This window comes from Bacillus sp. PK6-16 (assembly GCF_056530295.1).
The window spans coordinates 3,277,482-3,300,580 of record NZ_CP096511.1 but is presented as its reverse complement, the minus strand read 5'-3'; the positions used below and the strand labels follow the sequence as shown (position 1 = coordinate 3,300,580).

The window sequence follows — 23,099 nt, the reverse complement described above, 5'->3', positions numbered from 1 at the left end:
GATACGAAGTCTTTCATTAGATAGACTCGCAGTCGCAGGAGTGATAAGTAGTGAAAAAGTTCAAATGGAGCATCTTGTTGTTTATTATTTTAGCTCTTGTACTATCGACAGGGGTCTCCTATTTAGCATTAAATCAAAATGTTAAGAAAGCTAATGAGAATACTACACCAAAAATGACAGTTGCGTTGGTAAATGAAGATCAGGGCACTGTATTTGAGGGCAATAAAATAGCGTTTGGAGATCAATTTGTTAAAAATGTAAATAAAAATACGAAACAAGAATGGTACGTAGTTAGTCGCGGGGTAGCGGAAAATGGATTGAAAAATAATAATTACAATATGATGATTGTTATTCCAAATGATTTTTCTAGGAAGGCAGTTGCGATTGATTCAGAGATTCCAGAGAAATTAACGTTAAACTACAAAGTAAATGCAACTGGGAATAAGGATTTGAAAGCTGAGGCAGAAAATACAGCTTCTGTTATTTTAGAAGATTTCAATAAGCAAATAATCGACGTTTATTTTGCGAGTATTATCGGTAAGCTACAAGGTGCACAAGATAATATAGGTAAAATAATTGAAAAAGGAAACGTTCAAACAACTATGTATAAAAAAGATATACATAGTCCGTTAGCAAATTACACAAATCAATTTAAAACAGTACAAGATTATACAGGTGTTTCTGTTAATAGTTTCAAAGGATTTCAGGATGTTTTAAAAGGTTTCGGTCAAGCGTTAGATGAAGGGAATAAATCTAACAGTACGTACTTAGATGGTTTTAATAACTTTCAAAAAATGCAAACTGATAACAATTTGTTAGCGAATAATTTCACAAATCAATTCAATCAATATATGAATGATATGAATACAGGCGATGCTTTAAAGCAATTAAGTGCATTGGAATCAGCTAATAAAAGTATTTCAAATCAATTTACGTTTTCAGAGAAAGAACCAAATATTTTAACTGATGCTGCAGCGATTCAAAAATATTTAGCAGATGTAAAAAAACAAGTATCTGAATATGATACAGAACTTGCAGGAAAGTTAGAAAGTGATATTCAAGAGACGGTAATTAAGAAGTTAAAGCAATCTATGTCGAATGATGGAAAGCAAGAAATCTTCATAAATACATTAATGAAACAACCAGATGCTCGAATAAAGAAACAAATCGAGAATTTAATTGCGAAATTACCTAGTTTAAACATGGAAGAAATCGGTCAAAGTGATTTGCCAGATACAACGAAATTACAACTGCAAAATGTAATTCAATTTACAAAAAAATATAATAAAGAAAATAATTTTTATTATGATCCTGTAAATAAAATATCTTTAGGAAACGCTATTAAAGAAGTAAAGGATAGACTTTATACAGAGGGAATTACATTTAGTGATACTGCGAAAGTAATTAAAATGGAATCTCCGCAAATTTTGAAGATAAAGATTCCAGAAGAATTTAAACTAGATGGAAGTACAGGATTCTTACATATTGATGGTGAGGATCGTACAAGTGATTTTCTTCAAAGCGAAGCAGGAGAAATTACAATAGCTCCTCGTAATGAAGGGGATATAAAGATTGATCTGCATGTGAAGTTAAAAGATCCAAACATCAATATAGATGTTTTCTCTCCTGTAATGTGGCAGTGGGAATTGAGTGGGACTCATAAAAAAGAAACTAGTCCTGAAAAAGAAAAACCTAACAAAGAAGATAAAGGAACACAAACGGAAAATAGCAAGGTGGAAAATGTGGTTCATAAATCACAGTATGGCATAATGCCGTTAGTACACAGTGCTAAAAACCCTATTATTAAAAAAATGGAAAACACAACAGGGAAAGATAACGGAACTGGAGGAAACCCAGGAGGCGGAACGGGGAAAGATAACGGAACCGGAGGAAACCCAGGAGGCGGAACGGGAACAGACAACGGAACCGGAGGAAACCCAGGAGGCGGAACGGGAACAGACAACGGAACCGGAGGAAACCCAGGAGGCGGAACGGGGAAAGATAACGGAACCGGAGGAAACCCAGGAGGCGGAACGGGAACAGACAACGGAACCGGAGGAAACCCAGGAGGCGGAACGGGAACAGACAACGGAACCGGAGGAAACCCAGGAGGCGGAACGGGAACAGACAACGGAACCGGAGGAAACCCAGGAGGCGGAACGGGAACAGACAACGGAACCGGAGGAAACCCAGGAGGCGGAACGGGAACAGACAACGGAACCGGAGGAAACCCAGGAGGCGGAACGGGAACAGACAACGGAACCGGAGGAAATCCAGGAGGCGGAACGGGAACAGACAACGGAACCGGAGGAAACCCAGGAGGCGGAACGGGAACAGACAACGGGACCGGAGGAAATCCAGGAGGCGAAACGGGAACAGATAACGGTAAAGTTACTGAAAGTACAACGAATCAAGTAGTACATCAAAAAGCAGAAGTATTAACAAAAAATATATCTAGTGTATTAATAAAAGAAGCAGTAGATACAGTCGAAAGTTATCAAGGTTTAATGAGCCTTTACGAAATGTATTATGGGATTGATTTAAGAACGAAAGATGTAGGTCCTAAGTTAGAAGAGGGAAGTTTAGATGCAATTGCGACGGATCAATCTTTGTACTACGTATTAAATAAACAAAGTTTAATTGATTTAATTTCAAATCTTGTTTCATCAAGTATTACTACAGAAATAAAGCAAGATATGTCAGGTTTAAAACAAAAAATAAACTCTTATCAACAATCTATTACTAGTGCGGATCAAAATTCTATGCTACTAGCGGAGAAATTAAATGGAACGACGCAACAAGCAACTAGTATGAATGAAAATTTAGGAGAGTATGTAAAAGGTTTAGCGAAATGGCGTGAGAATAGCTTAAAGCTAGTTGAAGAGCAGCAAGTATTAACAACAAATCATGCTGGTGAGCAAACAGCTATTTTATCGTTAGATTCTGGTATTAAATCATTAATGATGCAAAGTCAGTCATTGGTCGAAAGTTCGAAGCATAGTTTAGCAACTTCAGACGATGTATATAAAACATTTGATCAAATTAATGGACAAGCAAAAGAAATTCAAGACAGCGGAACGACAATTGTTTCAAAAGCTGATCTATTATTAAATGACTTTACGAAGAAAATGGAAGATGATAAATCATTCTCCAAAAACTTTACGAAAATTTTAGCGAATAGCCGTATTGGAGATCGTCAAAATGAGATGCTATATGACTTTTTAGCTAGTCCAGTTCAAAAGCAAAATGATGGAGTAATTGCAGCAGGTAATGCTTTTACACCGTACTTAATTGTATTAACTTGTTTCATTGTTGCATTATTTACAGCATACGCAATTGCGAATCAAGAAAAGAAACGAATGCAATCAGATCATTTTGAAGAGAAATTCTCATTAATTGATATGAATGTACCAACTACAGTAGTAGCTTTCGGTATATCAATTGTGGAAGGGATTAGTATAGGTATCATTTCTGGGCGTCTTTTAAAGTTCGGTCAGGATCAAAGTTTACTATGGATTGCGTTCATCACATTTATTATGATGGCGTTTGTATTGGTCTCAACCTACTTATTACGACAAATAAAAATGGTAGGAATGTTTATACTATTAGTATTTTTAAGCATGTACCTATTTTTAACTGAGGCAGTTGGAAGTAAAGTAGATCAAATGTCGTCTGTCGGAAAGATACGTCAATTCTCACCGCTTCAGTATATAGAAAGTTTTCTAAATGATTTTATTAGTGGTAAAGATACTGGGAAAGTTATTTTTGTCGTATTGTTTGTAATTGCCATTATTGGATTGGTTAGTAATCTATTTGTATGGCATAAGAAATGGGAGGAAAAAGAAGTAAATGATCAAACAATGGAGCATAGTGGCTAAGTTATCATTTCTCTCTATCCTTTTACTGTTTGTCGCGCTACCGATAAGGAGCGCGGCTGACAGTTATCTTGGTGATGATGGGAAGATTAAGTTTAAAGTGGATCGACTTGAAGAAAGCGACCAAGAAAAAAATAAAAAGGAACATAAAGAAACAGAATTAGATAAAGCATCGATTGAGTTATTTAACAAAGATATAGAGGAAGAAATTGAGAAAAAGAAAAAGAAAGAACAAAAAGATATGGAAGCTTTGCGAGATTCTCTTTTTACAAAACCAAAAGAGAATAATAGTGTTAAAGATACGAAAAATAGTTTATTTAGCAGTGAATACATTGTCAGAAAAAGTGCAGATGAAGTAGCGAGTAATGAAACAATGAATGAAGCGCCAATTAGTATAACAATAATATTATTATTTGGCGGCGGCATTCTACTTATTTGCATCGGTATTTATACGGTTCTTCGTAAAAGTTGGAGGTAAAGCGATGGCAATACAAACACATATCAATGTGACAGTAGATTTTAGTAAATGGAATGGAAATACATATGATTTGCGTATTCCGAATCATCAATCTATTAAATATTTATTAAAAAACTTATTAGATACGCTAAAGATTGATAATCATGAAGGTTCACATTTTGTAATTAAAGTGAAAAATAAGTCAATTGTTTTAACAGATAATGATCGTTTAATTGATCACCAAATAACAGATGGAGATATTTTGCAAGTTTTATAAAGAATATTTTTTACTTTTAGTTATTTGAAAATAAGTTATTACGGGTTATAAAGAAAAGGAGAAGAGGATAAACATGACGGAAAAAATAATTCAAATTGATGGAATGAACTATCAATTTCAAATAGAAAAAGAAAATTGGAAATTGGAGATGACCAAATCTCAAACACGTATAAAAGACTTCCGTCAATTCGATATAATTACGGGCGAATCATCTGAATTTGTACCATTAACAATAGAAGAAACGGATGATATGTTTACGTTTCTATATCAAGTAGATAAAAAATTATATAAGTGGGACGATCTTAGCCGTTTTGGAAGAAATGAGAAATTAAGACTACTTCGGAATGTTGCGCAGTTTCGTAAATATTTAAATAAACGAATCACGTTCTTTTTACATCCAGACAATATAGTTTTTAATGCTAATTTAATACCAAGTATTATACATAGAGGAATTCGAGATATTGTTCCGCCAACCCCGTTATTAGAAGAGCAATTTTTAACACAATATAAGTGTCTAATTATTGCTTTATTCTCCCAAAAACATAACTTTGATGATTTGTATGCTGGGTTACTAAAAGATGCAAAAGAAACAACATTTGAACAGACCGTTGCTCAAATGGAAAGCTTAGATGCATTACTGCAGTTTCTTGATGACAGCTTTGAGAAGGAACAAACAAAAACAGAAAAAAATATGCAGTTAGTACCTAAAAAAAGCTATAAATCATTTAAATACTTAGCTTTTTCCTTCATAGCGGCGACAGTTATTTTAGCTGCTCCTTTAATATATTTCACTTTTATAAAATTTCCTTATCAAAATAAATTGTTAGAAGCAAATGCAAGTTTCATAGCAACTGATTATGACAAAGTCATTACGCAATTGAATGAAGAGGAGTTTGAATCATTACCGATTGCATCTAAATATGAGTTAGCATTTGCATACATTACAGCTGAAAAACTAGGTGAAGCTCAAAAGAAATCGATTATGAAAAACATTAGTTTGAAAAGTGATGAAAAGTATTTGCTGTATTGGATGTATAACGGAAAAGGTAATTTTGATAAATCATTAGATTTAGCTAAGACACTTGATGATCCTCAGCTTATTATGTACGGCCTTGTTAAACAAATTGAATCACTGAAAAATAATCCGGATTTATCAGGGGAAGAACGTGATCAAAAGTTAAAAACATATGAGCAACAATTAGATGAATATAAAAAGAAATATGGCAATTCATCAAACGATAAAAATTTGTCGGACACAGAGAAAAAAGAGTAAGCACTTGATGAGACAGTTGAAAAGGAGCAGTGAACACGGATGGAGCAACTATTAGTATTGACTTATGGAGACAAAATATATAAGTGCACATTACATCCAAATGAGCAATCAATAGTGTCGATTGGAAAAGAGTGGACAAATGATATTACGAATCCAAGTTTAGAACAAGAAGTAGAGTTAAAGTGGAATAATGAAGTAAATGCTTGGGTGGTACAGGATCAATTAATAGAATTCAATAAGGAAATTGAGATTGGGAAAACAAGAGATGTGAGCTTGAAAATCTTTATATCTATTGTTGGCACAACTAAAGTGTTTGATATTGGAACGAAACATTCTCTTACGGTGAGTCAAAACGAATACGATGATATTTCTATTACCGGGACTAGTGTAGATTTAATGCTATCTCGCGAAACGTTGTACGATTCTTTTAAAGTGAACGTGTATGGCGGGGATGTATTTCATAATTATACGAAGTTAAAAGATAGCGTTATGCTGGAATCAGGAGACGTATTATATTTTGATGGTATTTTATTGGAGATTGGTAGTGAAGACATTCAAGTACTTTCTTCAGAAGATAAAGTGAAATCTGCGTTACCTATTTTAGTAGAATCAGAAACGAATTATCAAAGTGGTTATCCAGACTATCATCGTTCACCACGTATTATTTACCGTGAACCAGAAGAGAAAATGACAATTGCAAAGCCTTCAAGTATGCCATCAAAACCAACGGAGCATTTAGCAAGAATCATTGCACCTTCACTTGTCATGATTGTCGTAACTGTATTACTTGCTATTTTCATGAAATATGGAATGTTTATTATCGCATCGATTGCGATGACATTAGTAACAATCATTGTTTCTGTCACATCGTATATTAAAAATTTGAAGCAATATAAAGTCGACATTGTTGAACGAGATAAAAGCTATAGAGAGTATATAAAACAAAAAACGAAAGATTTACATGCAGAAAGTGAAAAACAGCGTCACGCATTACATTATCACAATCCAAATGTAGAAGTAATACGTAATATGGCAGTTCAAGTAAATCCTAGAATTTATGAAAAAACAATGTTACATCATGATTTCTTAACATTTAGCGTTGGAACAGGACAAGCTAATACGAGTTTTGAAATTCAATTTAATGAAGAAGAATTTAGTCAAACGAAAGATGAATTAATCGATATAGCACGTGAACTAAGACAGCGTTATCTATCATTGGAAGATGTACCAGTTGTAACAGATTTAATGAATGGACCAGTCGGTTATATTGGCCAACGCTCTTTAGTGTTAGAGCAATTACAATTATTAGTTGCACAAACGGCTTTATTCCATAGTTATTATGACTTGCAGTTTATTACTATTTTTCCGGAAGAAGAAAAAGAAAAATGGGATTGGATGCGCTGGTTACCTCATGGAAGTGTTCGCGATATAAATGTACGTGGATTTGTATACCATGATCGTAGCCGTGATCAAGTGTTAAATAGCTTGTATCAAATATTGAAAGAACGAAAATTAAAACTAGATGAAAAAAGTTCTACTAATGAAAAAATGTACTTTGCACCGCACTATGTCGTTCTCATTACAGATGAAAAACTAATATTAGACCATGTTGTTATGGAATTCTTTAATGATGATCCGAGTCAATTAGGTGTATCACTTGTATTTGTACAAGATGTTATGCAAAGTTTACCGGAGCATGTGAAAACGGTAATAGATATAAGAGATGCAAAACAAGGGAACATCATCTTAGAGCAAGGAGAGCTTGTTAACCGTCAATTTAAACTAAATCACGTACCGAAAGGGTTTAATTTAGAAGATATTTCACGGGCATTAGCACCATTAAATCATTTGCAAAACTTAAAAAATAGTATTCCAGAAAGCGTAACATTTTTAGAAATGTACGGCGTTGAAAAAGTAAAAGAACTGAATATCACAAGTCGTTGGGAGAAAAATGCAGCGCATAAATCTTTAGCTGTACCACTTGGATTACGTGGTAAAGAAGATATCGTAAACTTAAACTTACACGAAAAAGCACACGGACCACACGGGTTAATAGCAGGTACAACAGGTTCAGGTAAATCGGAAATTATACAATCGTATATTTTATCTCTAGCAGTCAATTTCCATCCTTACGAAGTAGCCTTTTTACTAATTGACTATAAAGGTGGCGGAATGGCGAATTTATTCAAAAACTTACCGCATTTATTAGGAACAATTACGAACTTAGATGGAGCACAAAGTATGAGAGCGCTCGCATCAATTAAAGCTGAATTACAGAAAAGACAACGATTATTTGGTGAAAATGATGTAAACCATATTAATCAGTATCAAAAACTGTATAAAGAAGGCTTAGTAAGTGAGCCGATGCCGCATCTATTTTTAATTAGTGATGAATTCGCGGAATTGAAGTCAGAACAACCAGAATTTATGAAAGAGTTAGTTTCAACAGCGCGTATCGGTCGTTCACTCGGGATCCATTTAATATTAGCTACGCAAAAACCGAGTGGTGTTGTAGATGATCAAATTTGGAGTAACTCGAAATTCAAACTAGCATTAAAGGTTCAAAATACGTCAGATAGTAATGAAATTTTAAAAACACCGGATGCTGCTGAAATTACATTACCAGGACGTGCTTATTTACAAGTTGGGAATAATGAAATTTATGAACTATTCCAATCAGCTTGGAGCGGAGCAGACTATGTAGAAAACAAAGAAGATAAAGAACATTTAGATGCAACGATATATGCAATAAATGATCTAGGACAATATGAAATATTAAGTGAAGATTTAAGTGGACTTGGTAGTAGTAAAGAAGTAATAAGCGTACCATCTGAACTGGATGCTGTTATTGACTACATTCACGATTACGCAGAAATAAATGAAATTGAAGCATTAGCAAGACCGTGGTTACCACCACTTCCAGAAAGCGTATATTTACAAGACTTACATACTATTCAGTTCAAAGAAGCATGGACGAAAGAAAAGAAACCATTACAAGCAACAATTGGTCTACTAGATCAGCCTGAATTACAATCACAAACACCATTAACATTAGATATTAGTAAAGACGGACACGTAGCGGTCTTCTCAAGTCCAGGCTACGGAAAATCAACATTCTTACAATCAGTCATTATGGATGTAGCTCGCCAGCATAGTCCGGAGCATTTGCATGTGTATTTAGTGGACCTTGGAACAAATGGTCTTCTACCTTTAAAAGGATTACCTCATGTAGCGGATACGATTACGATTGATGAATCTGAAAAATGTTTAAAGTTTGTTGAAAGATTAACTCAAGAAATGAAAAATCGTAAACGATTATTAAGTGAATATGACGTTGCAAATATTGAAATGTATGAAAAGGCAAGTGGGAAAGAAATACCACATATTATTATTGCGATCGACAATTATGATGCAGTAAAAGAAGCGAAGTTCTATGAAAGCTTTGAAATGCTAATTATGCAAATTGTCCGAGATGGTGCAAGTTTAGGAATTCATACCTTAATTAGTGCAGGGCGACAAAATGCACTTAGAATTCAATTGTACAATAATATTAAAATCCAAACTTGCCTATATATGATTGATCAAAGTGAAGTAGCTAGTATTGTAGGGAGATCTGATATAAAAGTGGAAGAAACAGCAGGAAGAGCGTTAATAAAACTAGAATCTCCTACATTATTCCAGGCTGCATTGCCTACGAAAGCAGAAGATGAACTACAACAAATTCAATTATTACAACAAGAAGCAAATGATATGGACCGAGAATGGGATGGAGAACGTCCGAAGGCAATTCCAATGATGCCAGAAATTATTGATATTGCTACTTATCGTAAAAATAAAGACGTTACAAAAGCTCTACAAGCAGCAAGAATTCCAATGGGGCTTGATTTTGCAAACGTAGAAGTTGTAGCTCATGATATTGCAGTGAATGATCATTTAATGATTTATAGTGTAGATGATAGTATGAGAAAACAAATTGTATCTAGTATCCTATCTCAATTGAATAAAGATTATTTTGAAAGTGTGACGTTGGTGGATACAGCAGAGTATAGTTTCGTTCAATATAAAGATAATGTGACGCACTACATTGTAGACGAAAATGAAATCAATATGCATGCGAAGTATTGGATGGAAGTAATTCGCGAACGAGCTCTTGAATTAGCGCAAGCAAGACAAGAAGGTAGAGAAATTCCTGCATTCACAAAACAACTCATTATCATGACAAATGTTGAAGAGTTTAGTAAATTTGTTTATTTAGAAATGGAGGATGCAGCAACTTTAATTGATCTATCTCGTACAGTAGGCATTTACTTTGTATTAGCAGGTCACCACGACTACATGGACCGAAATCGTGAAGCTCTACCTATGAAAATGAGAAGTAAACTAACAGCAGCAATTATCGCAATGCCATTAAATGATCAAAGTATCTTTAACATAAAATATATAAGCAACGAAGTGCCATTAGGTAAAGATGAAGTGTATTACTATCAAAAAGGGAACATAATGAAACTAAAAATGCCTAGAGTAACTAACGAGGTGACAGTATGAAATTAAAGAAGAAAGCTAAGGTGATGATAGTCGTGTCAATAGTGGCAAGTTTATTGAGTGGGTGTGGTTTTGGAGAGACAAAGATAGAGTATGAGAGATTTGTTAAGGCATTAGAAGAAGAGGATATGAGTACGGTAATGTCTGCAAGTGATGATGGGTATGCGTATGTGGCTCAACGAGGTATATATAGTACATTTGAACAAAAGGAAGATGGAGAGCATAGTAAAACAATTCGTCAAACTACGGAAGGTGTATATAATACAAAAGATAAAATTTTATATGGTGACACGACACAAACAATTGCTACGGATATAGAAGATAATAAGCAAAAAAGGACAAATGAAAATTATAAAAAGGAAACTATTTATAGTACTAATGTTAAGTATGAAAATGGCCAGGTGAAAAGTCCAAATTCAAACCTGGATGTTTCATATGTGAACGTAATTGTAGATCGTTTAAAAGGGATAGGGAAACTAAATATGAAACCGGGTGATAATATAAAGAAATTTGATCAGCCTAATACTGTTGGGTATAGACTAACTGAATCAGAATTTCAAAGTATTTTAAATGACAAACTAAAAATACAATATGATGAATATGAGGGAGCAACAATTGTAATTCATCTTGATTCAGCAAAAAAACCTAAACAAATATTACAAATAAGTATTGATATAGATTATAAGAAAAAGAATGATGAGGGGCATTTATTAGAAAATATGGTTCAAATAAAAACGTATTTTAACAAAAAAGGAGATAATGAACAAGACGCAAAAAAAGAATATTCGGACTATAAAGTGAGTTACGGAAATATAAAGTGATTAAGAAACAGGGGGAACTGGAATGAAAAACAATGAGGAGCAAGATAAGGATTTAAAGATAGCTTCTGATTGGGGTAAATTAGAACTGTCTGGAACTGATATTTATTCTTTTAGGGAAGGAAGATATCCTTATGATAAATCAGACGAAAAAAATATAAAGAGATTACAAGAAAACTTTAACGCAAAGTATATAGATCATAAAGTGGATGAAAATACTGGATTTGCAGCGTATGCTTTTGAAGATAAAACAACAGGGGAAATTATAATAACGTACGTAGGAACAGAAGATCTAACGGATGCGATAACAGATGGTGAAATTGGGGGACATAATATAACGGGTGCAAATAAAATAGTGTTAGGTAATTGGGAACACGATTTTACAGTCAAACAGTATGATCAAGGAGAAGAATTTTATTTGAAGGTTAAACATGATAACCCTGCTGCCAAAATTAGTGTAACAGGGCATTCATTAGGTGGTGGTATAGCTAATACTGTATCGCTAAGACACCAAGAAGATAATATTGAATCATTAACATTAAATCCAGCACCTGTATTAAACCGAGATGTTGATAAATTTGGTAATGGATTTGATATGAATAATATTAGGAATGTTATTAACGAAAAGGATCCATTACATCTCGGAATAAAATTGGCGGACTTTACAATACCTGGGAGAATGTATATAATTCCAAACCAAGCATGGCATTCTTATGTTTTTTCTAAGAAAGATTATGATAATCATGGCAAGTTAATATGGTTTGATAAATTAACCAGTACTAATGATACTGGAGGGGATATAATTCCAGGTTTTGTAGAGTTTACCCAATCGGCAGGTGCTTTTTATACAGGAATTATAAATAAAAAATTTGGAAGAAAAGTTTCTTTAGCGGAAGAGCAAGTCGCAGGTATAGGAATAAACTTTATCATACAAGGAACACCGATTTCATCGATTTTATGGGCGGTACTTACCTATTCAGATGCTGTACAAGCTGGGAGAGAATATAGAAAAATAAAGGGTCAAGTGACAGAAAGTATTTATAACCTCAATAAAAAGTATGAAGGACTAAAGTCTCAAATTACAGCAGAAGCAATCCAATTTAGTATAATGGCTACAGTTGAAATTAAAGGAGCGGTAGATATCGCTGTAGAATGGATTGAAACAACTTTAGCGAAATGTAAGGAAAAAGTTTTAGAAGTATTAGAGTCTGTATTTAATACTGCTATAAATTTTTTAGCTGGAAGTGTTGTAGTATATTTAGCTACAAGTGAAATTTTAGAAATTGCAAAAGAAGTAGCAGCTTCTTACGTGCAAGATTTACTAGATTTATTTAAGGGAGATTTTGTGGTTGATACAAATATAGCTGCAATTGTATCTGAACATATATTAAGTCATCGTCACTCATTGTTAAATCTCTTTATGAATGACAACAGCAGGGGGATAAACCGTTCTTTATTAGGTGAAATTGCTAAAGATGTGAAGGAGTTATCAAAAGATTTAAAGCAATTAAACGACGATGTTTCAGAAGCGGTATTTTCTATGTTTGCAAAAGACGAAGAATTAGGAGCAGTTTCATATTATTAAAATTCCAAGTTTATAAATTTAAAAGAGAGGGGTATGAAGGTGGATTTACATACGATAATGTCAAGGGTTCATAGTACATTTCCAGCTAGTGGTGGACGAGAACAAATTATAAACGTTGTAGTGCAATTGGAAAAAGCAGCTGCATCTTTAACAGGGGAAATTAGAAGGTTAGAGAGTAGCATTGATAGTACATTACAAGGAAAAACACGTGAGGCATTTATTGACCGGATTCGTCAATTAGAGAAAAAAAGACAAAAAATAGAAGAGAAAATTAGCGTACTAAAAGGGACAGTGAATTAATATGAAAGACTATATGGATAAAGTATTACCTTTAGGCAGTGTTGTGAGATTGGGTCTTAAAGAAGAAGAAGATGTGGAGTATGTAATCACTACGAGAGGTTTATTACTTGATGAAAATACATTCTATGATTATGGCGGAGTGTTGCATCCAGTGGGTTTAACCGGAGAGACATATAAATTATTTAATCACGCGGATATTGCAGAGGTTAAATTTGAAGGGTATCGAAATAAAATTGAAGGTCAATTTGCAGCTAAATTTAAAATGTGGCGGAATGAGTTTGTTGAAAAAGTAATTGAAAAAAATAAAAAGCAACAACAAGCACAAGAGTTAGAAATAAAGGGAAAAAAATAAACTTAAAAGGAAATAAGCTTTCCTCTTCCAAAATGGAAAGAGGAAAGCTTATTTTGATTGAATAAGGGTGTCAGTATGAAGTTAAAGAAGAAAGCTAAGATGATGATAGTTCTGTCAATAGTAGCAAGTTTATTAAGTGGATGTGGTTTAGGGGAGACGAAGATAGAGTATGAGAGATTAGTAAAGGCATTGGATGAAGGTGATATGAAGACGGTTATGTCTGCGGGTGATGAAGGGTATGCGTATGGGAAAGAAGAGGTGAGGGATAGTACTTTTATTGAGGATAATAATAAGCAAATAGGAGTAGTTTATCAAACAACGCAAGGTATTTATAGCATTAAAGATAATATTCTTTTTGGTGAGACACAAAAGAAAGTCAATACTCCAGTTGAGGATGAAAAACATATTGACAACCCACAATATAAAGAAGAATTTGTATTCAAGTCAGATATAAGATACGAAAATGGACAGCTAGAAGCTTCAAATCGAGGGAAAGATATGTCTAATATAAAATTAATGCTCAATAGAGTGCAAGGAATAAAAGAATTGAAACCAAATGTGAATAAAAAAAGCTTCAGCCAACCAGCTACGATAAGCTATAATTTATCAGAAACTCAATTTAAAGAGATATTTAATGGGAATTTAGGATTAGAGTATGAGAAGTTTAGTTATGCAACACTACTAATTGAATTTAATTCTGCTAAGGATACAAAGGAAAATCCGATGGAAATAACAGAGATAACAATTTCGATAGGCTATAAACAAAGAAATGAAGAAAATAATATGATTAGGCATGATCAAGAAATAACAACATATTTACATAATAAAGAAGAAAATAATCGGAAATCAAAAAAAGATTACTTACAATATGAAAAGAAATTTAAAGAAAGCCATTAATATATATAAGGGGGAGAATATGGTGAACGAGGAAGATTATAAATTAAGTAGTGATGTAGGAAAATTAAGATTATCAGCAAGAGATATTTATGATTATAATGCACAAGAAAAAAATATAATAACTCTGATCCAATAATAAATAAACAGAAGTTGCAAGACAACTTTAATGCTAATCTTATAGCTTCTGATGATATTCATTCAGTAACTGGATTTGGGGCATATGCTTTAGAGAATAGAAACACGCATGGAATTTTCATTGTATACGTTGGAACCCAACCGAGCCAAATAGGCGATTTAGCAACCGATGGAGCAATTTGGCTGCATAATTTAACTAATTCACCTATATTGGGGTCATTAGCGGAATTTCAGTATAGTCAAGCAGAAAAATTTTATGAAAAAGTCAAGGCGGGTAATAAAGGAAAGAAGATAACTTTACTAGGGCACTCTTTAGGTGGCGGAGCAGCGAATACAGTTGCATTAAGACATCAAGAAGATAATATAAACGTATTAGCTTTAAATCCTGCGCCTGTTTTAAATAAGGGTGTGGTTAAGTACGTATACGGGACCAATATGAAGAATTGCCGCAGTCTTATAAATGAATATGGTCCTTTGGATGGCGCCATTAAAGCTACAGATTTTGTAATACCTGGACAGGTTTATAAAATGGAAAATGGGGATATTTCGGTATTTTTATAGTTAGGAAAAAGTTATTCTAAAAGGAGTAAGTTGGGTGAATCATAGACGTAAGAAAAAGAAACCGAAACAAATAAGAAAAGAAGCTGTTCAGATAAAACCGATAGTAGAAGAAAAACCGCTAAAGAAGAGTAGCAAAAAGTTGGTCGATATTCTCCTAGGTATTCTTCTTTTTCCAATTCTTATATGGGCTGTCTTGGAAGGTTGTACAACACAAGTAAGCAAAGGGAAGACTTTCCTTATTATCGTTTTCTTTCTCTTAATTGCAATAGGGTTATCTATGATAGGAAACAAATAAGGGGGAGTTCAGATGTTTAAGAAGAAGGAGAAAAAAAACATTTACGTTAGATTGGTAAACACACAAGGGGAAATCATTCGAGAGTTTAATTGTACAGAAAAAGACTTGCGAAAAGTAAAAGAAAATGGTACTGAAATTCGTTTGGTTGGAGATAACTCATATGAGATGGTAGCAACCGATGAACAACTAGAAAAACTAGCAAGAGCTGAAGCAGAAATCGAAGCGGAAGTTAAGGCATGGGAAGATGCTTTAAATGAGAGTTTGGATGAACGCGAAGAAAGAGAAGCGAGACAGAAGGAATTGAAAGAAAAGAATAAATGGAGTACAAAGAAGAAAGTAATCGTATTTGGACTGATATTCTTTGTATTTATTGGATTACCTATTATCGAAGGGTATCAAAATAGTAAACTAGTTGAAGAAGGTACATCATTACATGCAGAAATTGTAGGTAGGCATGTAGAGAAGGAATTCATGTTTACACACCCCACATTAGTAGTTGAGGTAGATGGTAAAAAGCATAATGTATGGGTAAGTGAAGAGACATATAACGGAGCAGAGTGGTTAGGTAGACTAAAAGTCATCAAAACAAAAGATGGTAAAGTTGAGAAAGACCCTAGATATGAGGGGGAAGACTTAATTACGAGTTATTAAGCAGTATGTTTTTAGTATTCGCTTCTCTCAAATTAAATAACATTATTATTTGCAAAAATCGAATCCATTAAAATAAAAATCAAATTTTAAATAACTGTAATAACCTCCTAGCATATTGTCGATGGGAGGTGATCAACTTTCTGAAGATACAATTGTGATAACAGTAACGTTTTTACTAAGTGAGTGCAATTTCAGAGAAACAAAAATAGAGTATGAGGGATATGCTTAAGTGAAAGAGAGAAGAATATTTAGAGCTTTTGAGGAGAAAGAAGGCTATTTGTACTATCAAAAGCATTTGGATTATGTACGGTAATTAATGTAGTGATGATATACATAAAAGATTATCTAAATTTAGTTACACAAAGATGAATGTACTTAAAAAATTAGGAATGTAATGGGATTTTAGTGAATGAAAATTATTTAAACTATTATAGAAGGTGAAAAACTGAATGTGGAATATAAAAGAAGAAGATTTAGATGAATTTAAAATAACATGTAGAAATCGTTTAAGCCCTGAAGGAGCTATGTTGTTTATGTTTGGTGGAATGCTTTATAGTTCGTTATTGATGCTTTTTATTTTTGGAGCACTAATTAGATTTGGCTGGGATTACTATCCGACTCTTTTTGACACAGTAATAGTCAGAATGGAATTGTTGTTATATAGCCTACAAGTAATCTTTTTTATTATATATCTGATCCCTAAGGTACGTTTTAAATTTCAAAAGCTCCAGACATTGGTGATATTATTATATGCGTTTCAGTTAGGTACTATAGGTCTTACGGCGTTTGTTCTTCCAGGGATGAGTAATTATTCTATTAATTTTATTACGCTTATTTATGTAGGTTTACTAGTATTAGGAGCAATACTTGTTCATGGTGTAACAACATTTGATACTTTTAAACAAGCAAGTAAAGGTGCGTTTAGTATGGGAGAAAGATCTACTTCATTTTTTAATAAGGCAAAGAAAAATGTAATGTTTGGTGTGGTAATTTATGTACTAATTCTTCTCGTTTTAATTTATATACAAAATAATTACTCATTGAGCATAATGTTTGGTTACTTTATATTTACGTTCATCATGTACGCGATAGCCATAGGTGCAGCAGAGTTCCAATTATTAGCCTATTGTAGATTTAAATTTCCATCATTTTATATTTCGTGGGAGGAGCATGAAAGGGAACGTCAGGAATTCTTAAAGCGTTATAAAGAGAGGGAGGAAAAGAAAGCGAAAGAAATAAAATAAGTTTTGGTTTCTGAAAATTCGAATAGAATATATAAGCAATTGAGGATTGTATATAAATCAATGCTATTAAAAATTAAAGCATCTTCAATATAATCTGTACGAGTAAGTAAATATCAGTAAGTAAAGGTGAGATGTATTACTTTCCAAAAAGGAACATAATGAACTTAAAAATGCCTAGAGAAATCAATGGGGTGTCAGTATGAAGTTAAAGAAGAAAGCCAAGATGATGATAGTTCTGTCAATAATAGCAAATTTATTAAGTGGATGTGGTTTTGGGGAGACGAATATAGAGTATGAGAGATTAGTAAAGGCATTGGATGAAGGTGATATGAAGACGGTTATGTCTGCGAGTGATGATGGGTATGCTTATGTGAAAGAAGAGGTTAGGGATAGCACGTTTTGGGCGGAAAATGATAATCGCATTAGCGTTGTATATCAAACAACAGGAGGAGTATACAATATTAAAGAAAAAAAGTTCTATGGAACAACTTTGCAAGAAATTGCTAGTTCATTAAATAGTGAGCAAAAAAAAGAAGAGATTGTATATAGAACTAGTATTAAATATGAAGATAATCAATCAAAAAGTCCAGATCAAAATTTGGATGTTTCGAATGTTCGATTTATATTTAATAGATTAAAGGGAATAGATAGTTTAAGACCCAAAAAAGATAAAAAAAGATTTAGTGAGTCATCCAAGGTAACATATTACTTAACCGAATCGGAATTTCAAGAAATAATTAATGATAAGTTAAAGGCGGACTACGATAAATTTGATGAAGCAATATTATTAATGGAATTTAGTTCGGCGAAAGATTCAAAAGAAAATCCAATGGAATTCACTACAATAAGCATCACAATGGGATATGAAAAAAAGAATAAAGAAGGCCGATTAATAAGGCATGATCAAAAAATAGCAATCTATTTAAATACTAAAGAAGATAATGATAAAGCTTCTAAAACCCGATATGAGGAGTATGAAAAACAATATTTGAATAATAAGTAATGTATAAAATAAGGGGAAAGGTGTAATTATGGCATGAGTAAAAGGTTAGTTAAAAAAATAGTTATTGTAATGACAGTAACGTTTTTACTAAGTGCGTGCAGTTTCGGGGAAACAAAAATAGAGTATGAGAGATTAGTAAAGGCATTGGATGAAGGGGATATGAAAACGGTTATGTCTGCGAGTGATGATGGATATGCATATGTGAAAGAAGAGACTAGCGAAAGTACTTATGAAGAAAAAGAAGATGGTGAACATAGCAGGATAATATATCAAACAACCCATGGAGTATATAATGTGAAAGAAGACGACTTATATGGGAAAACAACTCAAAAGGTTGTTACTGATATAAAAAATGATAAAAACGTTGGTAGTAATCAAAATTACAAAAAAGAAACGGTCTATAGTACAAATTTAAAAAATGAAAAATCCCGTTCAGTAGCCCAGGATCAAGCTATGAATGTTTCATATGTAAAATTAATGTTTAGAGGATTAAATGAACTTAGTAAATTGAAACCGAGTGAAGATAAAAAAAGATCTAGTGAACCGAGCATAATAAGCTATGATTTAACTGAATTACAGTTTAAAAGCATAATGAATGATAAGTTAAATTTAAAATATGATAAATTTGATTCTGCAATTTTGATGATTGAGTTTAATACGCCTAATGATACAAAAGAAAATCCAATGAGAATAACACAAATAACAATATCGGTAAATTATGAAGAAAAAAAAGAAGATAAGCTTATAAAATGCAATCAAGAGATTTCAACATATTATCATACCAGGGAAGATAATAATCAAAGTTCCAAAAAAGAATATGTAAATTATGAAAAAGAGTATATAAATCAAAAATAATATATTTTAATTGAATTTTGAGAATGATAAATGTTGTGAAGATATGAGTAAAGGGGTAGTAAAAAATAGTTATTGTGATAACAGTTATGTTTTACTGAGCGCGTATAGTTCTGGTAAATCAAAATAGAGTATGAGAGTCTAATAAAGGCATTGGATGAAGGTGACATGAAAACGGTTATACTTAATCGAAAGAAGAATATTTGGAACTTTTGAGGAAAAAGAACACTACTTGAACCATCAAAAGGCATTCTGGTTAGATGATTATGGTAATTAATATGGTAATGATATACCTAAAAGATTATCTGAATTTAGTTGTACAAAAATCTATGTACTTAAAAATATTAAGAATGTAATAGAATTTTAGTGAATGAAAATTATTTAAACTGTATAGAAGGTGAAATGTCAGGGTGTGGAATATAAAAGAAGAAGATTTAAATGAATTTAAAAGTACTTGCAACAATCGCTTAAGCCCCGATTGGGCTACAGGGTTTATGTTTGGAACGATGTTTTTTATTTCATTAATAATGTTTTTTCTTATTGGAGGGTTAATAAGGTTTGGTTGGAGTTATTACCCGACTCTCTTTGATAAAATAATTGTTAGCCTTGAGTTAGTGCTTTATAGTCTTCAAGTAATTTTTTTAATTATTTATCTGTTTCCTAAGATGCCATTTAAATTTCAGAAACTACAAACACTTGTGGTACTGTTATATGCGTTTCAGCTAGGTACTATTACATTTACAATGTTGATAATTCCAGGAGCGTCAAATTATTCAATTGATCAAATTACATTAATGTATGTTGGGTTATTATTTTTAGGTGCAGTCATATTACATATTTTAGCGACTATTGATACTTTTATACAGGCAAGTAAAGGGGCATTTAATACGGGAGAAGAATCCTCTTCATTTTTTAGTAAAACAAAGAGGATTGCAATTAAGTGTGCTGTAATTTATGTGTTAACTCTTCTCATTTTAATTTATGTGCATAATGATTATACACTGAAGATTTTTGGATTGTATGCGGGAGGAACTTTAATAATGTACGCGGTAGCCGTAGGCGCAGCAGAGTTCCAATTATTAGCCTATTGTAGATTTAAATTTCCATCATTTTATATTTCATGGGAGGAACACGAAAGGGAACGTCAGAAAAGACTAAAGCTTTATGAAGAAAAGGAAAAAAAGCAAGCCAAAGAAATAAAATAAGTTTTGCTTTCTGAAAATTCGAACGGAATATATAAACAATTAAGGATTGTATAAAAATCGATGCTATTAAAAATTAAAGTATCTTCAACATAATCTGTATGAGTTAATAAATACCGGTAAGTAAAGGTGAACTATATTACTATCAAAATGGGAATGTAATGAACCTAAAAATGCCTAGAGAAATCAACGGGGTGTCAGTATGAAGTTAAAGAAGAAAGCTAGGATGATGATAGTTCTGTTAATAGTATCAAGTTTATTAAGTGGATGTAGTTTTGGGGAGACGAAGATAGATTATAAGCCATTTGTCAAAGCTTTGGATGAAGGTGACATGAGAAAGGTTATGTCTGCGAGTGATGATGGGTATGCGTATGTGAAACAAAGAGGTATATATAGTACATATGAACAAAAGGAAGATGGAGAGCATAGAAAAACAATCTATCAAACTTCGGAAGGGATATATAATACGAAAGATAAAAGTTTATATGGAAGTACAACACAAGCGGTTACTTCAGCAGTAGACAGCAAAGATAATAAAAAAGAAGGTGTTTATCGTACCAATATTATGTATAAAAATGGACAGGTGAAAAGTCCGGATTCAAATCTGGATGTTTCATACGTAAACTTAATTGTTGATCGTTTAAAAGGAATAGGGAAACTAAAGATGAAGCCCGGAGATGATATAAAAAAGTTTGATCAACCTAGTACAGTTGGATACAAATTAACTGAATTAGAGTTTCAGAGTATCATTAATGATAAGTTGAAAATACAATATGATGAATATGATGGTGGATCGATTGTACTGCATATAGATTCTAAATATGGTTCAGAGCAGATATTGGAAGTAAGTATTGTAATAAATTATAAGAAGCGAAATGATGAAGGTAAGTTAGTAGAATATATATCACAAATACATACATCTTTTGATAGTCACCAAGGTAATAATCAGGATGCGAGACAGGAATATATTGATTTTAAAGCAAAGTATAATAAGAAGCAGTAATATTAAGAAGGGCATTTGCACGTAAAGATAATAGTGATATAAGTGTGATAAATCTTTCATAAATATTTCTATTTGTAGCGGAAAGAATTTGAGAATAAACAGGTAGCCCCAATTGCTGGAGTAGATGCAACAATTGGGGCTTTTATGTGTCTAAATTTAGTTTGAATGCATACCGTTTTTTAGTTAGAGTCCTTGCTCCTCAAGTAGTTTCTTCATAACAACGGTTTGAAGTTTTTGTGTAATCTGCTTTTATTGCTAAGTTACAACTATTTCCTCTTATAGAGTACTTCTTATTATCGATACATCGTCCACATTCCAATGTCTTTAAATCCTAGTCGTTTATAAATTCGTCCAGCAGCTGGATTGTTATAAAATAAACAAAGTGTTCGGCCTTCTTTCGTAAAGTCTTGGATCATTTTTTGTAATATGAGTGAAGCGTAACCATTTCCGCGATAATTCGGGTGTGTACATACACCAACTACCATAGCGGATAATGAATTTTCAGCGGAAGTAGAGGCGGATGCGATGATAGCACCGTCTTTTTCAATATAATATGTGCGTCCTGTATTTGTTTTGAGAGCTTGTCTTAATATTTTCTCTGATTCATTAACAACTGGAAATTCAGCAATGTTACCTCGCAATTGCATAATTCGCTCTACATCATCTAGTGAGGCAAGTTTAATTGTTTCATGAATTGGTGTGCTAGGTAAGTTGTTGTCATTTAGACATTCACAAAAATACATTTCATTTTTGACGCCTAATTGTAGACTTGGAGCAGTTTCAAACTTTTCTACAATGGTTGACTTACCAGAGAGTTTAAGCGGCTTATATGTGGAAAGAAGTGCCTCATAATCAGTGGTAATAAATTCTTCTTTACTATAGGGTATAAATGAATCGTGGAATCGGAGTAGAATTGATTTTAATGTTCCATTCTCTTTAAATACTCCCCATAATTCTTGAAAATCTGTGTCATAACCGAAAGCTTCAATATCTCCAATAATAAACAAGTTAAGGGCTGCTTCTTCTTTTAGGTAAGCGAATACTTGTTCATGATCTTTCTTTGTTAATTTTCGCATCATAACGAATCGACCTCTTTTTTTATTTTTCTAAATATTACAACTTAAGTTTTTTGAAATCAATATAAAATTTTATGTTTAGTTCACAAACTTTCGGAAAAACTAGGAAAGATATGACAAAGGAGGTTATGAACGGTGGATCATCCAATTCAAGGGTTAATGAAAGCAGCAATGGAAAATTTAAAAGAAATGGTCGATGTAAATACGATTGTTGGAGAGCCTGTTCAAACGGCTGACGGTGGTGTGGTGTTAACTGTTTCTAAAGTAGCGTTCGGTTTTGGAGCAGGAGGTTCTGATTTCCAAACGAATGATGGACAAAGAGCGAACGGTAACCCTGCATTTGGTGGCGGTAGCGCGGGTGGTGTTTCAATTACACCAGTAGCATTTCTTGTGGTGAATAAAGATGGAGTAAATATTCTGCATCTACAAAATGCGACACATTTAGCAGAAAAAATGATTGAATTAGCTCCACAAACAATTGATAAAATTCAATCGATGTTCCAAAAAGAAGAAAAGAAAGAGGGAAATCATCATCCTCAAAACCCTGATGAAATCCTTTAAAAACGCCTGCTTATGAGCAGGCGTTTTTTTCTTGTAATCACTATGTAATAAAACACATGAAATTGTAAATAGTTTTTGAAGTTTTTTCTATGTTTCTAAAATTTTTCATGTTAAAATATGCTATAGAATTGAAACATATA

The 23,099-nt window shown here is 32.9% G+C and carries 18 protein-coding genes and 4 pseudogenes; 21 read left to right on the top strand and 1 reads right to left on the bottom strand.

The genetic code is table 11. The features are described from left to right. Positions 1-50 precede the first annotated feature (50 nt). The 20 genes and pseudogenes from esaA to M1D66_RS16715 all read left to right on the top strand — a co-directional run bounded on the left by esaA (position 51) and on the right by M1D66_RS16715 (position 21,322). Complete coding sequence (gene esaA / locus M1D66_RS16810) at positions 51-3,878, top strand: type VII secretion protein EsaA (RefSeq protein WP_242554635.1); 3,828 nt, start codon at positions 51-53, stop codon at positions 3,876-3,878. Then, positions 3,850-4,353 (top strand): type VII secretion protein EssA, encoded by a 504-nt coding sequence (gene essA, locus M1D66_RS16805; protein ID WP_098291295.1) that lies wholly within the window; start codon positions 3,850-3,852, stop codon positions 4,351-4,353. The genes esaA and essA overlap by 29 nt, the downstream gene beginning before the upstream one ends. A 4-nt stretch (positions 4,354-4,357) precedes the next feature. Continuing rightward, positions 4,358-4,609, top strand: a complete 252-nt coding sequence (locus tag M1D66_RS16800; RefSeq protein WP_001007571.1) for an EsaB/YukD family protein — start codon at positions 4,358-4,360, stop codon at positions 4,607-4,609. A 73-nt stretch (positions 4,610-4,682) separates the two neighbouring features. Then, positions 4,683-5,882 carry a type VII secretion protein EssB gene (gene essB / locus M1D66_RS16795; protein ID WP_098291294.1) on the top strand — a complete coding sequence of 400 codons (1,200 nt, stop codon included), beginning with the start codon at positions 4,683-4,685 and terminating at the stop codon, positions 5,880-5,882. Positions 5,883-5,921: 39 nt separating this feature from the next. Then, positions 5,922-6,203, top strand: a pseudogene (locus M1D66_RS16790) (FtsK/SpoIIIE N-terminal domain-containing protein); the annotation flags it as partial. Beyond that, positions 6,198-10,427: pseudogene (essC, locus tag M1D66_RS16785) on the top strand (type VII secretion protein EssC); the annotation flags it as partial. The pseudogenes M1D66_RS16790 and essC, both read left to right, overlap by 6 nt. Next, positions 10,424-11,245 (top strand): DUF3952 domain-containing protein, encoded by an 822-nt coding sequence (locus tag M1D66_RS16780; RefSeq protein ID WP_242554634.1) that lies wholly within the window; start codon positions 10,424-10,426, stop codon positions 11,243-11,245. The pseudogene essC and the gene M1D66_RS16780, both read left to right, overlap by 4 nt. 22 nt (positions 11,246-11,267) lie before the next feature. Then, on the top strand, positions 11,268-12,827 hold the full coding sequence (locus M1D66_RS16775) for a lipase family protein (protein WP_098048522.1): 1,560 nt from the start codon (positions 11,268-11,270) through the stop codon (positions 12,825-12,827). Positions 12,828-12,866: 39 nt separating this feature from the next. Next, positions 12,867-13,127: a hypothetical protein gene (locus M1D66_RS16770; protein ID WP_016077813.1), complete on the top strand. Its 261-nt coding sequence runs from the start codon at positions 12,867-12,869 to the stop codon at positions 13,125-13,127. Position 13,128: 1 nt separating this feature from the next. Then, positions 13,129-13,479 (top strand): DUF4176 domain-containing protein, encoded by a 351-nt coding sequence (locus tag M1D66_RS16765; RefSeq protein ID WP_098522180.1) that lies wholly within the window; start codon positions 13,129-13,131, stop codon positions 13,477-13,479. Between the two features lie 75 nt (positions 13,480-13,554). Further along, on the top strand, positions 13,555-14,376 hold the full coding sequence (locus M1D66_RS16760) for a DUF3952 domain-containing protein (protein WP_141536972.1): 822 nt from the start codon (positions 13,555-13,557) through the stop codon (positions 14,374-14,376). Between the two features lie 19 nt (positions 14,377-14,395). Next, positions 14,396-15,069 (top strand): annotated as a pseudogene (locus tag M1D66_RS16755) (alpha/beta hydrolase family protein); the annotation flags it as partial. Positions 15,070-15,106: 37 nt separating this feature from the next. Beyond that, positions 15,107-15,367, top strand: a complete 261-nt coding sequence (locus M1D66_RS16750; protein WP_098048518.1) for a hypothetical protein — start codon at positions 15,107-15,109, stop codon at positions 15,365-15,367. A gap of 12 nt (positions 15,368-15,379) precedes the next feature. Then, positions 15,380-16,018, top strand: a complete 639-nt coding sequence (locus M1D66_RS16745) for a hypothetical protein (RefSeq protein ID WP_000473569.1) — start codon at positions 15,380-15,382, stop codon at positions 16,016-16,018. A gap of 449 nt (positions 16,019-16,467) precedes the next feature. After that, positions 16,468-17,262 (top strand): hypothetical protein, encoded by a 795-nt coding sequence (locus M1D66_RS16740; RefSeq protein WP_242554632.1) that lies wholly within the window; start codon positions 16,468-16,470, stop codon positions 17,260-17,262. A gap of 199 nt (positions 17,263-17,461) precedes the next feature. Then, complete coding sequence (locus tag M1D66_RS16735; protein ID WP_141536751.1) at positions 17,462-18,265, top strand: DUF3952 domain-containing protein; 804 nt, start codon at positions 17,462-17,464, stop codon at positions 18,263-18,265. Positions 18,266-18,298: 33 nt separating this feature from the next. Next, on the top strand, positions 18,299-19,120 hold the full coding sequence (locus tag M1D66_RS16730) for a DUF3952 domain-containing protein (protein WP_242554631.1): 822 nt from the start codon (positions 18,299-18,301) through the stop codon (positions 19,118-19,120). A gap of 86 nt (positions 19,121-19,206) precedes the next feature. After that, a pseudogene (locus M1D66_RS16725) lies at positions 19,207-19,300 on the top strand (DUF3952 domain-containing protein); the annotation flags it as partial. Positions 19,301-19,527: 227 nt separating this feature from the next. Continuing rightward, entirely contained in the window at positions 19,528-20,322 is a 795-nt protein-coding gene (locus M1D66_RS16720) for a hypothetical protein (RefSeq protein ID WP_242554630.1), read from the top strand. Between the two features lie 199 nt (positions 20,323-20,521). Further along, entirely contained in the window at positions 20,522-21,322 is an 801-nt protein-coding gene (locus tag M1D66_RS16715) for a DUF3952 domain-containing protein (protein WP_242554629.1), read from the top strand. 293 nt (positions 21,323-21,615) lie between these two features. On the opposite strand, the gene M1D66_RS16710 is transcribed toward M1D66_RS16715, so the two are convergent. Beyond that, the gene (locus M1D66_RS16710) at positions 21,616-22,401 is read right to left on the bottom strand and encodes a GNAT family N-acetyltransferase (RefSeq protein ID WP_016124501.1); all 786 of its coding nucleotides are present in this window, start codon (positions 22,399-22,401) and stop codon (positions 21,616-21,618) included. A gap of 132 nt (positions 22,402-22,533) precedes the next feature. Between M1D66_RS16710 and ytfJ the strand changes: the two genes are divergently transcribed. Next, the gene (gene ytfJ, locus M1D66_RS16705; protein WP_000349991.1) at positions 22,534-22,959 is read left to right on the top strand and encodes a GerW family sporulation protein; all 426 of its coding nucleotides are present in this window, start codon (positions 22,534-22,536) and stop codon (positions 22,957-22,959) included. The last annotated feature ends 140 nt before the right edge of the window (positions 22,960-23,099 follow it).

What these genes read in the sequence shown, in the direction of transcription:
- essB (WP_098291294.1), top strand. Translation starts at nt 4,683, where the DNA reads ATGACGGAAAAAATAATTCAAATTGATGGAATGAACTATCAATTTCAA.
- M1D66_RS16780 (WP_242554634.1), top strand. Translation starts at nt 10,424, where the DNA reads ATGAAATTAAAGAAGAAAGCTAAGGTGATGATAGTCGTGTCAATAGTG.
- M1D66_RS16775 (WP_098048522.1), top strand. Translation starts at nt 11,268, where the DNA reads ATGAAAAACAATGAGGAGCAAGATAAGGATTTAAAGATAGCTTCTGAT.
- M1D66_RS16745 (WP_000473569.1), top strand. Translation starts at nt 15,380, where the DNA reads ATGTTTAAGAAGAAGGAGAAAAAAAACATTTACGTTAGATTGGTAAAC.
- essA (WP_098291295.1), top strand. Translation starts at nt 3,850, where the DNA reads ATGATCAAACAATGGAGCATAGTGGCTAAGTTATCATTTCTCTCTATC.
- M1D66_RS16760 (WP_141536972.1), top strand. Translation starts at nt 13,555, where the DNA reads ATGAAGTTAAAGAAGAAAGCTAAGATGATGATAGTTCTGTCAATAGTA.
- M1D66_RS16710 (WP_016124501.1), bottom strand. Translation starts at nt 22,401, where the DNA reads ATGATGCGAAAATTAACAAAGAAAGATCATGAACAAGTATTCGCTTAC.
- M1D66_RS16730 (WP_242554631.1), top strand. Translation starts at nt 18,299, where the DNA reads ATGAGTAAAAGGTTAGTTAAAAAAATAGTTATTGTAATGACAGTAACG.
- M1D66_RS16800 (WP_001007571.1), top strand. Translation starts at nt 4,358, where the DNA reads ATGGCAATACAAACACATATCAATGTGACAGTAGATTTTAGTAAATGG.
- M1D66_RS16765 (WP_098522180.1), top strand. Translation starts at nt 13,129, where the DNA reads ATGAAAGACTATATGGATAAAGTATTACCTTTAGGCAGTGTTGTGAGA.
- M1D66_RS16740 (WP_242554632.1), top strand. Translation starts at nt 16,468, where the DNA reads ATGTGGAATATAAAAGAAGAAGATTTAGATGAATTTAAAATAACATGT.
- M1D66_RS16715 (WP_242554629.1), top strand. Translation starts at nt 20,522, where the DNA reads ATGAAGTTAAAGAAGAAAGCTAGGATGATGATAGTTCTGTTAATAGTA.
- M1D66_RS16735 (WP_141536751.1), top strand. Translation starts at nt 17,462, where the DNA reads ATGAAGTTAAAGAAGAAAGCCAAGATGATGATAGTTCTGTCAATAATA.